The following is a 12,918-nucleotide window of genomic DNA, read 5'->3' on the forward strand; positions in this document are numbered from 1 at the left end:
CCAAGAAGGGGCAGCGCCCCTTTTTCCAACTGTGAAAGCAAAGGGGGCCCCGAAGGCCCCCTTTTCATTTTGATAATTGAACCAAGATCAGTTCGGGATCAAATCCGGAACGATGGTGACAATCGTCGGGAAGAACCACAGGATCGCAATCCCAACCACTTGGATGATCACAAAAGGAATGATCCCTCGGTAGATATGACCCGTTGTCACCTCTTTGGGCGCAACGCCCCTGAGATAGAACAACGCAAACCCGAACGGAGGCGTCAGGAACGATGTCTGCAGGTTCACCGCCACCATGATCGTTACCCATTTCGGATCGAACGACCCGCCATAGATCACCGGTCCCACAATGGGGATCACGATGTAGATGATCTCGAGGAAATCCAGCACAAAGCCCAGAATGAACAGGACCAGCATCACGATCAGGAAGACCGTGAACTCGTTGTCAAAACTGCGCAGGAATTGCTGGATATAGTGCTCACCACCAAACGAGATCACAACCAGGTTCAACAGCTGCGACCCGATCAGGATGGTGAACACCATCGAGGTCACCTTGGCCGTCTCGCGCACCACCGGCGTCAGAACGCCACTGGAGAACAGGACCCAGCACCCATAAATCAGCCCGAACAAGGCGAACAAATAGGCACCATAAGCAACAATGAAGGCAACCCAGGTCTCAAAGCTGACACTGCCCTGATTGATACGCAGGTCAAAGTTGACGCCCATCAACAACGCGATGATCACGGCGAAGGTCGCCCAGATGATCACTTTGCCAGAACGCCCCTGGTCTTGCAGCTTGCGATAGGCGGCCAGCATGATCGCGCCACCCGCACCCAGCGCGGCCGCCGGTGTCGGGTTGGTGACGCCACCTAGGATCGAACCCAGCACCGCGATGATCAGAACCAGCGGTGGGAACACCACCCGGATCAGATCGTTCGTGGCACAGCGCGCCGCAGCCTCTTTGCAGCCGTACATTGCCAACGCAAACGGCACCGCCAGCAGAACGAAGGTCAAACCCGAAGACGTTGTCGGCGCAATGAGCAGTACATCGACGAGCAACATCAACAGCAGACCAATGGCCCCAACTATCAGCGGCTGTGTCGGCTTGGACGGTGTAATGCCGCGCGCCATGACAAGCGTCAGCCCCAGCAGAACAACCATAACCGCGACGCCGGTGCCAATCGGTGCAGCGGCGGCGATCTTGGCGTCGCGCGCGGCGGTCAGTTCTTCTTCGCTCAGCCGTTCGGCATTTGCGACACCGCCTGCTGCGTCAATCGCTTCCTGCTCGGCAACCGCCTGATCCCAGGCTGTTTGCCCGTGCAGCTCGATCATCGAGGCCTTACATTCTGCGGACACGTTTGTGCGCAGAGACGCGCCTTCACCGACGTCCGAGAATGCCGACACGTTGATGTTTTGGCTACCAATAACCCCAACACTGCCCAGCATCACCGCGCCCACGATCAGAGCAACAGGTGCACCCAGCAACCACGTCAGGCCTTCGCCGCGTGTGATCGGCTCACCGCTACCGCCTGCGATCTCAACCGCCGGTGCTTTTTCCGGGTTCAGCAGCGCATACCCAAACGCATATAGCGCATAGAGCAAGGCCAGCATGATCCCCGGCAGCAACGCCGCCTGGAACAGCGTCCCGACCGAGACCACCGCAGGCTCACCCAGATAGGTGAGGGCATCAGTACACCCGGCATCCTGTGCACGGGTTTCCTGAGCGGTGGAATATAGGTCGCCCGCGAGTGTCCCCAACAGAACGATCACGATGGAGGGCGGAATGATCTGCCCCAACGTCCCCGAGGCCGCGATCACCCCTGTCGCCAGTTCAGGCGAATAGTTGTTTCGCAACATCGTCGGCAACGCCAACAGACCCATGGTCACAACGGTCGCGCCGACGATACCGGTTGAGGCAGCAAGGAATGCACCCACAACCACGATCGACACAGCCAAGCCACCCGGCAGCGGGCCGAAGACGCGCGCCATTGTGGTCAGCAGGTCGTTGGCGATCTTGGACCGCTCGAGCGTGATGCCCATCAGAACGAACATCAGAACCGCCAGCAGGGTTTCGATGGATTGACCGGCCAGAACACGCTCGTTCATACGGTTAACGATGAACGAAACGTTGCGGTCCAGCGCGGTTTCCCAGCCTTGCACAAAGACCGGCTCGGCTATCCTTGGCAAATCGGGGAAGCGGAACACCGACACCGTTTCGGGTTTGACCCCGGAATTCACCAGATCCCTATACGCTTGGGAACTGGTATCAATCGCCTGATGGATCAACAACCCGGCGCTATCCAGCGCCGCGATGATCCCGAAGGAGATAATCCCTGCCCCGCCGATGGCAAAGGCCACCGGAAACCCGGATAGGATACCTCCGAAAAGGCAGAAGAATACGATAATGAGGCCTATCTCGACGCCATCAAGTCCGAATAACATAGTCTGGGTCCCCGTCCCTAATGTGCGCCTTCGTAGGCTTCTTCACCTTCGCCAAGGCTATCCTTGTCGAGGTATTTTCCAACGCTGTCCGGCCCTTCGACATATTCAAGGTACGAGCGGTACAAGAACGCGATGGCATGCAGGAACACCATGCCCGCAAAGGCCACCAGCAAGATCTTGAACAGGAAGTAGGCGTTGAATCCGTTGGGGCTGAACCCGATGGTTTCGACGTTCCAGCGCAGGGCGCGGGACTTCATAACCAGACGATCCAGCGTGTCACTGGCCGAGGGTTTCGGCACGATCAGGTGACGCCACATGAAGTACCAACCATACATCCATGTCAGCACCGCCATTGGCATCATGAACAACAACGCCCCCAGCATATCGACCACGCGCTTGGCCCGGTGGCTGATGCCTGCATAGATCAGGTCAACGCGCACATGCCCACCCTGCACGAATGTGTAGGTACAGCAAAGGCAGACGACCATGGCGTTGTACAGCTTTAGCTCTTCGGCGAACCAGCTGATGTCCATCTGAAACGGGATGCCCAATCCAAAGGACATATCGGGGCGAGTAAAGACGCGCTGCATGAACACGATGACGATCTGCTGGATCACCATCAAAAGACCGGCCCAGGCAAAGAACCGACCTGTGGTATTGGCAAAGCCTTCGAGACCACGCACGACACCCCACATGAAGTTCCGGTAATAGAGCCCGATAGCCGTCACAACCAAAAAGATGGCGAAGACCACAAAGAAGAACTCGACCGAGCCACCATAGTAGACAAAGCGCATGATGGCTTCTTTGTCCGACCAGTTCAGCCAGAGCTGCGGATGCGTGATCGCATACCCGAAATTATAGAAGGCTTCGGCAATGTTCTGAATGAACCAGACAAGTCCATTCCACAGGGCGCCGAAGAACGAGATACCGTTTTCGTCCTGCATGTTGTCCCCAGGTCGTATCAGTTGCACTGCTGATTATAGCGGTTTGATGGATCCGCGCATACGCAACAGCGAAAGGTTTCCCCGCCTTGACGGGGAAACCATTTGAACGTTTGGAAAACGTTTACCCGCGGACGCGGTCACGCTGCGAGGTGTAGACACCCGACGACAGGTTGTTCCATGCCGACGACGCGGCCATCGACGACATTGCGCTGTCGTGGATTTTCTTGAACAGCTCGTCGCCCATGTTTTCGTCCAGAACTTCTTGGCTGGCCTGACCAAAGGCATCCCAGACGCTGTCCGGGAATTCCATGACCTTAACGCCACCCGACTGCAAACGCTGCAGGGCTGCACCGTTGTTGGCCAGGAATTGCGCCAGGTTCCACTGGTGCGCTTCGGCTGCGGCGATCTCGATGATCTTCTGCTGAGCAGGTGTCAGGCTCTCAAAGACTTCGCGGTTGGTCGCCAGCGACAGACCTGCGCCCGGCTCGTGGAAGCCCGCGGTGTAGTAGGTCTTGGTGATTTCCTGGAAACCGGCCTTTTCGTCCGCCCAGGGGCCGATCCACTCGGTGCCGTCGATCGCACCCGAGGACAGCGCCTGATACACTTCCGAACCCGGGATGTTCTGAACGGATGCGCCCAGTTTACCCAGTGCCTGACCGCCTAGGCCCGGCATACGGAACTTCAGACCCTGGAAGTCTTCGGGGCCGTTGATCTCTTTCGAGTACCAGCCACCTGCCTGCGCACCGGTGTTACCGGCCAGGAACGACTTCAGGCCAAAGATTTGACCCAGCTCGTCATGCAGCTCCATACCGCCGTCGTGGTAGTACCAGTTCACCAGTTCCTGCGCGGTCATGCCGAACGGAACAGCGGTGAAGAAGGCATAGCCCGGGTGCTGACCAACAAAGTAATAGTCTGCCGCGTGGTACATGTCGGCCTGACCCGACGATACCGCGTCAAAGACTTCGAACGCGCCAACCAGTTCACCGGCAGCCTTGATGTCAACGGTCAGGTTGCCGTCCGACATGGTGGTGATGCTGTCGGCACAACGCTGCGCGCTGTCGAAAACACCTGCCAGGCCGCGACCCCAGGATGTAACCATGGTCAGCGTGCGCTTGCCCTGCGCGTAAGCCGGTGCCGCCAGCGTGGTGGCCGCAGCTGCCGAGCCGCCCAGAGCAGATGTTTTCAAAAATGAACGACGATCCATATGAGTGTTCCTCCCCTACATATTCAAAGCCCGGGCGAATGCCGGGCGCAGTCGTTTTCAGTGCGCGTCAGCCTAATGACAGAGATGTGAATGTGAATACCTACTACTACGTAGGCGACCGCGTTTTTTGGCGTTTCGGCCAGTCAAACAGCAGCAAAGTCAAAGAAAAACTGCGCCTTCCGCCCTGAATCCACGCCGGTTCACCCAAAAATTTTGCATTTTCCCGTCCGCTTGCGTATCGATTCGGCTATGAGGGGATTCCGTAATCTGATCTCGCTGACCTATGGGCAGAAACTGTCGCTTGTCGCCGCGATTCCGCTGGTTGTGGCCGTGGCCGCGATTGCGTTTTTTGTCGCGCAGGAGTCCCGAGCTACGGCCGAACGCGAAATCCAGGCGCTGGAACGTCGTCTGATCGAGGCCAAGAAGGAAGAGCTGAAGAACTACGTCACCCAGGCGCGCAACGGATTTGCCTACATCTATGGGCGTGCGTCGCCAGATGACGAAATCGCCCAGAACCTTGTGACGCAAATCTTGTCGGCGATGATCTACGGCAAGGACGGCTTCTTTTTCGTTTATGACTACGACGGCAACAACCTCGTCAGCCCGCGTCAGACCGAATTTATCAACCGCAACTGGGAGGGTCTGACCGACAGCGACGGCACCCCTGTCGTGGATGAATTCATCAGCCTCGCCCGTCAGGGTGCCGGGTGGCACAGTTTCATGTGGCAAAAGCCCTCGACCGGTGAAGAGGCACAGATGATCGCCTATGTGGTCGGCCTGCAGGACTGGCGCTGGGTCGTCGGAACCGGAGTGTTCATAGACGACATCGTCGCCACAGTCGCCACCGCACGGGCCGAGGTTGAGGCACGCGTGCAACGAACATTCTCTTACATCGGCGGGATTGTTCTGGCGGCGGTGCTGGTGGTTTTTACCTCCGGCATGTTGCTGAACGTCCGCGAACGGCGTTTGGCAGACGCCAAGCTCAAGGAACTGACGCAGCGCGTTTTCGACGCGCAGGAAGAAGAGCGTGGCCGCGTGGCCCGCGAGCTTCACGACGGGATCAGCCAGATTCTGGTCGGGGTGCGCTATACCCTCGACAATGCGCGACGTCGCCTGTCGCGCGGAGATGATGAGGGCGCGCGTGCGCCGCTGGATAAAGGGATCGATACGCTTGGCACCGCTATCACCGAGGTGCGCCGCATCAGCCGCGATCTGCGACCCGGCGTGCTGGACGATCTGGGCCTCGGCCCTGCCCTAAAGGCCCTGACCGACGATTTCTGCGAACGCACCGGAATCGAGACCGAGTTTTCAACCGTCGTATTCCGCAACCGGTTGGATCAGGACAGCAAGATCGCCCTCTACCGTATTGCTCAAGAGGCTTTGACCAATATTGAACGTCACTCCGGCGCGACCCGTGTTACAATCGACCTGCGCGGCCATAAGAAGGGCGCGACGATGCGGATCACCGACAATGGTCGCGGCTTGCGCCCGACACCTGATCCCGCAAACCCCGGGATTGGCCTGCGCAACATGCAGGAACGCATCGAACAACTTGACGGATCGTTGCGCATTCTGTCATCACGCGCCCCACGCAGCGGCACAGTGATCGAGGTCAGCCTGCCCCTCAGCCACTTGCTGCCACCACAGGAAGACGCAACTCTGAACCGAAAGGCCGGTACATGAGCGATCAGACGATCCGGGTACTTATCGTAGACGACCATCCGATGGTTGCCGAAGGGATCCAGTCGATCCTTGAGAGTTATGATGAGATCTCGGTGGTCGGAACCCTAGGCAGCGGGCAAGAGGCCGTCGATCAGGCAACCGAGTTGATGCCTGATGTGATCCTGATGGATCTGAACATGCCCGGTCTCGGGGGGCTCAGTGCCACCGAGATCATTCTAGAACGCCTGCCCCAGACACGCATTCTGATCCTGTCCATGCATGACAGCCCGGAATACATCTCGACCGCGCTAAGCCACGGGGCAAAGGGATATGTGCTCAAGGACGTCCCCACGGACGAGATAAAACAGGCCATCGACGCCGTGATGCGCGGAGAGCAATACCTATGCACCGGAGCCAGCGGATCACTGCAGCCCAAAGGCGACAGCGCCCGCGAGGCGCTGACTGGGCGCGAACAGACAATCCTGCTGGAACTGGCGCAGGGCAAATCCAACAAAGAGGTCGCCGCAGCGCTGGATATCTCTGTCCGGACTGTGGAAACCCACCGCAAGAACATAAAGCGCAAGCTCGGTATTTCCTCCACCGCCGGCCTGACCCGCTATGCACTGGAACATGGCGTATTGCAGGGCACAAGCCCCGGCTTCTGACCTCGCGCAACCGCAGCGCGGTACGCGCTGCCGGGCCCAACCAGAGGAGATGCGCCGCAGGCGCGTCAACGATGGGCGGGAGGCCCTGTTATCTGGGCCGGATATCCTCGCCAAAAAACACCAGCGTCCCGTCTTCGTCCAACACATGAAACTCGCGCTGCATGTAGGGCTGATCAAAAGGCGGGCGCACGCGTCCTTCCGGCAAGTCGGTCAGCCCGGCTTTCATGGTGTCGAAAAGGTCATCAATCCCGTCCACGTCAACATAGAACGACTGGTCGTCTCCTAGGGGTCGCCCATCCTCGCGCGGCGGGCATTCCAGCAAACGGATGGCAACCTTTCCGCGTTTCAGAAAGGCGTAATTGTCCTGCCTGAATCCGCAGGTAAATCCCAACCGTTCGCAATAGAAATCAATCTGTTTCTGCAATGACGAACACAAGACAAATGGGGTGAGTTGCAGAAGTTCCGGCATTAGACCCTCCGATGTCGGACCGTGACTCCAGTCCTACTCTGAAACCGCTCAATCCAACAACTGATCCTTGCGCAGGCCCGCGCGGGCGTGGTGGTGTCGCAAAACCCGCCCATAGAGTTGCTTTGTCCGCTCGACCCCGCCACACATCCCTTCGGCCTCGACAAAAGAGAAGATACCCACATACCGTCGGCGCGCACCTTTGACCGGGGCAACGCGGTGCAACGAATAGCGACCCTTGAAGATCTGCAAATCTCCCGGCTGCAACTCTAACGTCCGAACCCGCGCCCGGTTTCCATCGAGCACCGAGGCGACCGAGGCAAAACTCTCATCCTCGCTACTGCGCAGGTTCGGGACATATTCAAAGGCCCCGCCCTCATCGCCATTCTGGATGGCCAGCGTCACGGTGTAATTGTTAGTGTCAAAGTGCCAGGGAAAGCCCTGCCCATCTTCAACCATGTTGATGATCACATCCGCCAGCGGGTCATCATAACGAAAGAAGCGATCTACCGGTTCGTCCAATGCGGCGCGAATAAACGGCAAGAACCCCTCGAATTCATAGATCCGCCGCAGTGGACCGGACTTCGGAAAGTTGTCTGCCGGAACAAAGGCGTTCGACCTGTCAAAGAACCGTCGCACTGGGTGGTTCCGATCCAACTCGGGATCGTCCTGCGTGAAATAGGCATTGGTCCGGTTGAACGATCGGTGCGCGTGCCCCGCCACCGCGTCCGCCTCGGCCAAAAGCTGGGTCAGACCGTCGGCATGAACAAATCCGGGCAGGACAGCACAGCCGTCCTTCTCCAGCTCTCGACGCAGATCAGCGATCAACTGATCGTACGCGCGTGAGCCCGGGCAATCGATTGGATACTGTCCCAGATCAACCAGATCGTGGATCATCCTCGGCCTCCCTCACCTGTTCGGTCAAGTTCAGCCTGCCGCAGTCGGATGCCTGCATCATGCTTGTTTCGGACATCGCCATGCCGCTTTTTGACCGCCCCGGTAGCGGCAATCGGCAGTGAGAAAGAGCCGTATTTCCCATTTGTTCCCCACATGCGTCAATCTGCGCAATAAAATGTCGCAAAATTCACCCCTCGGGTTAGAAAATTGGTGCAATTGCCTGTTGACGCCCCTTTCCGCCGGTCATAATGTCCCCACCACGCAAAGAAGGAGCCTCTGGCGATGAGAACGCTAGTCGTAATCGTAGGAAACACGCGCATGGGCCGGTAACGGTAAACCATAATCGAACCCATGCGCCTCCGAAAAAACTCGGGGGCTTTTTTTTGGCAAAACGCAAGACACACATGTCGCGAACGGAGCAAAGCAGATGACACGTGAGATGACCGGCGCAAAGATGGTGGTTCAGGCCCTCAAGGATCAGGGCGTGGACACGGTATTCGGATACCCCGGCGGCGCTGTGCTACCGATCTATGATGAGATTTTTCTGCAAAACGACATTCGCCACATTCTGGTGCGGCACGAACAGGGCGCGGTTCACGCGGCCGAAGGGTATGCCCGCTCGACCGGCAAACCCGGCGTTGCCCTGGTGACATCCGGTCCCGGCGCGACCAACGCGGTAACAGGCCTGACGGACGCGCTTTTGGACTCGATCCCGATTGTTGTTCTGACCGGTCAGGTTCCGACCTTCATGATCGGTTCGGATGCCTTCCAAGAGGCCGACACCGTTGGCATCACGCGCCCCTGCACAAAGCACAACTGGCTGGTGAAGGACACGGACTCGCTGGCCGAGACCATGCACGAGGCCTTTCACGTCGCCACCTCGGGCCGCCCCGGTCCGGTGCTGATCGACATACCGAAAGATGTTCAGTTTGCCTCGGGCGAATACAACGCGCCCAAGCCGTCGACCTCGCACTATCAGCCGGTTGTAAAAGGCGATCTGGAAGAGATCACCGAACTGGTTGCGGCAATCGAAACCGCCAGAAAGCCGGTTTTCTATACCGGCGGCGGCGTCATCAACTCTGGCCCGGCGGCCAGCCAGTTGCTGCGTGAATTGGTGGATTCGACCGGTTTCCCGATCACCTCGACCCTGATGGGGCTGGGTGCTTATCCGGCGTCCGGCAAGAACTGGCTGGGTATGCTGGGGATGCATGGTCTCTACGAGGCCAACCTGGCGATGCATGACTGTGATCTGATGATCAACATCGGCGCGCGGTTTGACGACCGGATCACTGGCCGGATTGACGCGTTCTCGCCGAATTCCAAGAAAGCGCACATCGACATTGATCCGTCTTCGATCAACAAGGTGATCCGCGTTGACATCCCGATTGTCGGCGACGTGGCCCATGTTCTGGAAGACATCCTGAAGGTCTGGAAAGCACGCGGTCGCAAGACCAACGCGCCGGCGGTTGCCGAATGGCAGGCACAGATCAATGACTGGCGCAAGGTCAATTGCCTGGCGTTCACCAACAGCGAAAAGTCGATCAAGCCGCAATATGCGCTGCAACGCCTTGAGGAACTGACCAAAAATCACGACCGCTATGTGACGACCGAGGTCGGTCAGCATCAGATGTGGGCGGCGCAGTATCTCGGGTTCGAAGATCCAAACCGCTGGATGACCTCGGGCGGTCTGGGCACCATGGGTTACGGCTTCCCTGCGTCCATCGGTGTGCAAATGGCGCACCCGGATGCGCTGGTCATCAACGTGGCCGGTGAAGCGTCGTGGCTGATGAATATGCAGGAAATGGGCACCGCCGTTCAGTACCGTCTGCCGGTGAAACAGTTCATCCTGAACAATGAACGCCTGGGCATGGTCCGCCAGTGGCAGGAACTGCTGCATGGCGAGCGGTACTCGCACAGCTGGTCCGAAGCCCTGCCCGATTTCGTCAAACTCGCCGAGGCGTTTGGCGCAAAGGGCATCATCTGCTCTGACCCGGCCGATCTGGATGACGCGATCATGGAGATGATCAACTACGACGGCCCCGTGATCTTTGACTGTCTGGTTGAAAAGCACGAGAACTGCTTCCCCATGATCCCCTCGGGCAAGGCGCATAACGAAATGCTGCTGGGTGAGGCCGAAACACAGGGCGTGATCGATTCCAAAGGCTCGGTTCTGGTTTAACAAAACTCGTCGAATGCTGTCGGGCGCTATGGTGCCCGACCATCTCAGGATGATGAAAGGGACATAAATGTCTGCCCTACATATCAAAAAAGGCGCGACGCGCCATTCCGCCTATAACCTACGGCCCACCTTCTCGGACGTGCAGGAACAGCACACGATTGCGGTTCTGGTCGAAAACGAGCCGGGTGTTCTGGCCCGCGTGATCGGGTTGTTCTCGGGCCGTGGTTACAACATCGAGAGCTTGACCGTGGCCGAGGTGGACCACACTGGCCACCTCAGCCGTATCACAATCGTCACCAAGGGCACGCCGCAGGTGATTGAACAGATCAAGGCACAGCTAGGACGCATCGTCCCTGTACATGAAGTTCACGACCTGACCGTCGAAGGCCCCTCGGTCGAGCGCGAACTGGCCATCATCAAAGTCGTTGGCGAAGGCGACAAGCGCGTTGAAGCTCTGCGGCTGGCCGATATCTTCCGCGCCAGTGTTGTCGACAGCACGTTGAACTCATTCATCTTCGAGATCACCGGTGCCCCCGACAAGATCGACGCCTTTGCCGATCTGATGCGCCCCTTGGGTTTGGTCGAGGTTGCGCGCACGGGCGTCGCTGCCCTGTTGCGCGGAGACTAAGAAAACAACTGCCTCGCCTCTATTTCAAGGGCGAGGCATCCTTCTGCGACTGCTCGGTTACAGAAACCACTGTGGCGAGTGAGCATAAAAACTCCTAAAGATCATACAAAAGGGTTTAAAGCCTATTGCGTTTACCCTCCCCTACGTTAGCTTTAGAGCGTAGCTTGGCGTTGGGATGCGTCCGCTAGGGTCATCAGTACGATTTGAAACGCATGAACGACCGAAAAGGTCAGCTGCGTCGCGCTTGTGAACGATACTCTGGAACCTGGGACAGAAATGATCAATTCTACCCGTAGTCCTGATGAATTGCGCAGGATGTTTGGTGCAAATCTTCGGCAGTTGTCGCGGCAGTACTCTTCCGTGTCCGAACTGTGCCGCCAGCTGGGCATCAATAGAACCCAATTCAACAGATACCTGTCAGGTGAAAGCTTTCCGCGCCCCGATGTTCTGGATCGCATGTGCCGCTTCTTCGAGGTCGACGCGCGCATTCTGCTGCGGCCACTGGACGAGATTGAACTTCCCCCGATCCACCCGGCAGCATCAGCCCTGACCGAATTTCTGGGCTCTGGCCCATCGACGCTGACCGAAAACCTCCTGCCGGCGGGCTTTTACTATGTCACGGAAACGGGGTTGGACGGCGCGCCCTCGACACGGCACCGGCTGATCCATGCCCGGCGTTTGCCGCAATGCACACTGGTGCGCAGCTATGAACCCGGCAACGGCGCGGAACAGGCGCATCCATCACGGCGCGAGGTTCAGGGAATTGCGGCCTGTGCGGGACAGCAAATCTACATCCTGATGTCCAGCCGAGCCGCGCAGAACAGCCGTATCTACCTTGTGACGCGGGGAACGGACGAAAACGCCGAACGGTGGCGCGGGGTTGCGATCTGCCTGTCCAAAACCAATGCCCAGGCGACGACCATGCGCAGGCTCACATTGAATTTCCTGGGCACCGAACCGAAGGCCGCCTTGCCCGCCGCGCGGGCCGCCAAGCGCTTTGAACAAAGTGCGGCCTAGGCTGCCTTGTCGTTTTTTCCCGCCCCGGCAATTGTGATCTGACGATAAAGGTGCCAACTGGCGTGCCCCAGCAAAGGCAGCACGATCAGCAGACCCAGAAACCACGGTATCATCGCCACAAATGTCAGAACGGCCACGAAAAGGCCCCACCCCAACATTACCCTTGGGTTTGACTGAACATAGCTGAAACTCGCGATCATGGCGGTCACGAAATCCAGTTCCCGATCCAGCAACATTGGGATCGACAGCACGGTAATCATAAACAAGAGAATGGCGAACAGAGCCCCAACAATACTGCCGACGGCCAGCATCGTCAGACCATTCGGCGTCAGAAACACTTCGAGCGAAGTTGACACGTTGGTCATCGTCGACAGCCCCAGGAACAGCGCGAAAATCATGTGCCCCAGGAAGAACCAGAACAGGAAGATCACAACGATGATCGCACAGATCGAGGGCAACTGACGGCGACTCTGCTGCACAACCACCCCAAAAATTGACCCGAAATCAAGCGGCTCTCCCTGCTCTAACCGGTGTGATACCTCATAGAGTCCCACGGCCGCAAATGGCCCTAGCAGCGGAAATCCGATGGTCGCCAGCACCAGCCAGTACGAAGTCTGCGTCTGCACCGTCACCCAAGCCATGGCCCAGCCCGCCAGCACATAGAACCCGCCAAACAGCAGGCCAAACACCGGGGCGCGTCGAAAGTCGGCCCATGCCCGGCGCAGCGCCTCGCGCAGCATCTGTGTCGTTGCTGGCCCCATCTCGGGGACCCCAAAGGGTTTCTCCATCTTCTGTCTGTCCTCCCGTTTTCCGG

The 12,918-nt window shown here is 58.2% G+C and carries 11 protein-coding genes; 5 read left to right on the forward strand and 6 right to left on the reverse strand.

Annotated features, from left to right (window positions below):
* Positions 1-87: 87 nt before the first annotated feature.
* The 3 genes from ACR0MV_RS03935 to ACR0MV_RS03945 all read right to left on the reverse strand — a co-directional run bounded on the left by ACR0MV_RS03935 (position 88) and on the right by ACR0MV_RS03945 (position 4,590).
* Positions 88-2,442 carry a TRAP transporter large permease gene (locus tag ACR0MV_RS03935; RefSeq protein ID WP_480701047.1) on the reverse strand — a complete coding sequence of 785 codons (2,355 nt, stop codon included), beginning with the start codon at positions 2,440-2,442 and terminating at the stop codon, positions 88-90.
* A 17-nt stretch (positions 2,443-2,459) separates the two neighbouring features.
* Positions 2,460-3,386: a TRAP transporter small permease subunit gene (locus ACR0MV_RS03940; RefSeq protein WP_480701048.1), complete on the reverse strand. Its 927-nt coding sequence runs from the start codon at positions 3,384-3,386 to the stop codon at positions 2,460-2,462.
* A 121-nt stretch (positions 3,387-3,507) separates the two neighbouring features.
* On the reverse strand, positions 3,508-4,590 hold the full coding sequence (locus tag ACR0MV_RS03945) for a TRAP transporter substrate-binding protein (RefSeq protein WP_170427861.1): 1,083 nt from the start codon (positions 4,588-4,590) through the stop codon (positions 3,508-3,510).
* A 249-nt stretch (positions 4,591-4,839) separates the two neighbouring features.
* Between ACR0MV_RS03945 and ACR0MV_RS03950 the strand changes: the two genes are divergently transcribed.
* Both ACR0MV_RS03950 and ACR0MV_RS03955 read left to right on the forward strand, forming a co-directional pair.
* Positions 4,840-6,273: a cache domain-containing protein gene (locus ACR0MV_RS03950; RefSeq protein WP_170468499.1), complete on the forward strand. Its 1,434-nt coding sequence runs from the start codon at positions 4,840-4,842 to the stop codon at positions 6,271-6,273.
* A complete protein-coding gene (locus ACR0MV_RS03955; RefSeq protein ID WP_170468501.1) occupies positions 6,270-6,917 on the forward strand; it encodes a response regulator transcription factor in 648 nt (215 codons plus the stop codon). The genes ACR0MV_RS03950 and ACR0MV_RS03955 overlap by 4 nt, the downstream gene beginning before the upstream one ends.
* Before the next feature lie 88 nt (positions 6,918-7,005).
* Here ACR0MV_RS03955 and ACR0MV_RS03960 read toward each other — a convergent pair whose 3' ends face one another.
* Positions 7,006-7,386, reverse strand: coding sequence for a bleomycin resistance protein (locus tag ACR0MV_RS03960; protein WP_480701049.1), 381 nt, complete (start codon positions 7,384-7,386; stop codon positions 7,006-7,008).
* A 48-nt stretch (positions 7,387-7,434) separates the two neighbouring features.
* A complete protein-coding gene (locus tag ACR0MV_RS03965; RefSeq protein ID WP_480701050.1) occupies positions 7,435-8,280 on the reverse strand; it encodes a HalD/BesD family halogenase in 846 nt (281 codons plus the stop codon).
* A 427-nt stretch (positions 8,281-8,707) separates the two neighbouring features.
* On the opposite strand from ACR0MV_RS03965, the gene ACR0MV_RS03970 reads away from it, so the two are divergent.
* The 3 genes from ACR0MV_RS03970 to ACR0MV_RS03980 all read left to right on the forward strand — a co-directional run bounded on the left by ACR0MV_RS03970 (position 8,708) and on the right by ACR0MV_RS03980 (position 12,104).
* Positions 8,708-10,459 (forward strand): acetolactate synthase 3 large subunit, encoded by a 1,752-nt coding sequence (locus ACR0MV_RS03970; RefSeq protein WP_170427877.1) that lies wholly within the window; start codon positions 8,708-8,710, stop codon positions 10,457-10,459.
* Between the two features lie 67 nt (positions 10,460-10,526).
* Complete coding sequence (gene ilvN, locus ACR0MV_RS03975; RefSeq protein ID WP_170427893.1) at positions 10,527-11,087, forward strand: acetolactate synthase small subunit; 561 nt, start codon at positions 10,527-10,529, stop codon at positions 11,085-11,087.
* A 276-nt stretch (positions 11,088-11,363) separates the two neighbouring features.
* Positions 11,364-12,104, forward strand: a complete 741-nt coding sequence (locus ACR0MV_RS03980) for a helix-turn-helix domain-containing protein (protein WP_170427897.1) — start codon at positions 11,364-11,366, stop codon at positions 12,102-12,104.
* Here ACR0MV_RS03980 and ACR0MV_RS03985 read toward each other — a convergent pair.
* Positions 12,101-12,892, reverse strand: coding sequence for a DUF2189 domain-containing protein (locus tag ACR0MV_RS03985; RefSeq protein ID WP_480701051.1), 792 nt, complete (start codon positions 12,890-12,892; stop codon positions 12,101-12,103). The two genes, ACR0MV_RS03980 and ACR0MV_RS03985, sit on opposite strands and share 4 nt — an antisense overlap.
* Between the last annotated feature and the right edge of the window lie 26 nt (positions 12,893-12,918).

The sequence above is a fragment of the Ruegeria sp. BC3 genome (assembly GCF_056539265.1).

Coding starts and splice junctions, on each gene's coding strand:
- ACR0MV_RS03940 (WP_480701048.1), bottom strand. CDS start 3,386: ATGCAGGACGAAAACGGTATCTCGTTCTTCGGCGCCCTGTGGAATGGA.
- ACR0MV_RS03965 (WP_480701050.1), bottom strand. CDS start 8,280: ATGATCCACGATCTGGTTGATCTGGGACAGTATCCAATCGATTGCCCG.
- ACR0MV_RS03985 (WP_480701051.1), bottom strand. CDS start 12,892: ATGGAGAAACCCTTTGGGGTCCCCGAGATGGGGCCAGCAACGACACAG.
- ACR0MV_RS03960 (WP_480701049.1), bottom strand. CDS start 7,386: ATGCCGGAACTTCTGCAACTCACCCCATTTGTCTTGTGTTCGTCATTG.
- ACR0MV_RS03970 (WP_170427877.1), top strand. CDS start 8,708: ATGACACGTGAGATGACCGGCGCAAAGATGGTGGTTCAGGCCCTCAAG.
- ilvN (WP_170427893.1), top strand. CDS start 10,527: ATGTCTGCCCTACATATCAAAAAAGGCGCGACGCGCCATTCCGCCTAT.
- ACR0MV_RS03955 (WP_170468501.1), top strand. CDS start 6,270: ATGAGCGATCAGACGATCCGGGTACTTATCGTAGACGACCATCCGATG.
- ACR0MV_RS03935 (WP_480701047.1), bottom strand. CDS start 2,442: ATGTTATTCGGACTTGATGGCGTCGAGATAGGCCTCATTATCGTATTC.
- ACR0MV_RS03945 (WP_170427861.1), bottom strand. CDS start 4,590: ATGGATCGTCGTTCATTTTTGAAAACATCTGCTCTGGGCGGCTCGGCA.
- ACR0MV_RS03980 (WP_170427897.1), top strand. CDS start 11,364: ATGATCAATTCTACCCGTAGTCCTGATGAATTGCGCAGGATGTTTGGT.
- ACR0MV_RS03950 (WP_170468499.1), top strand. CDS start 4,840: ATGAGGGGATTCCGTAATCTGATCTCGCTGACCTATGGGCAGAAACTG.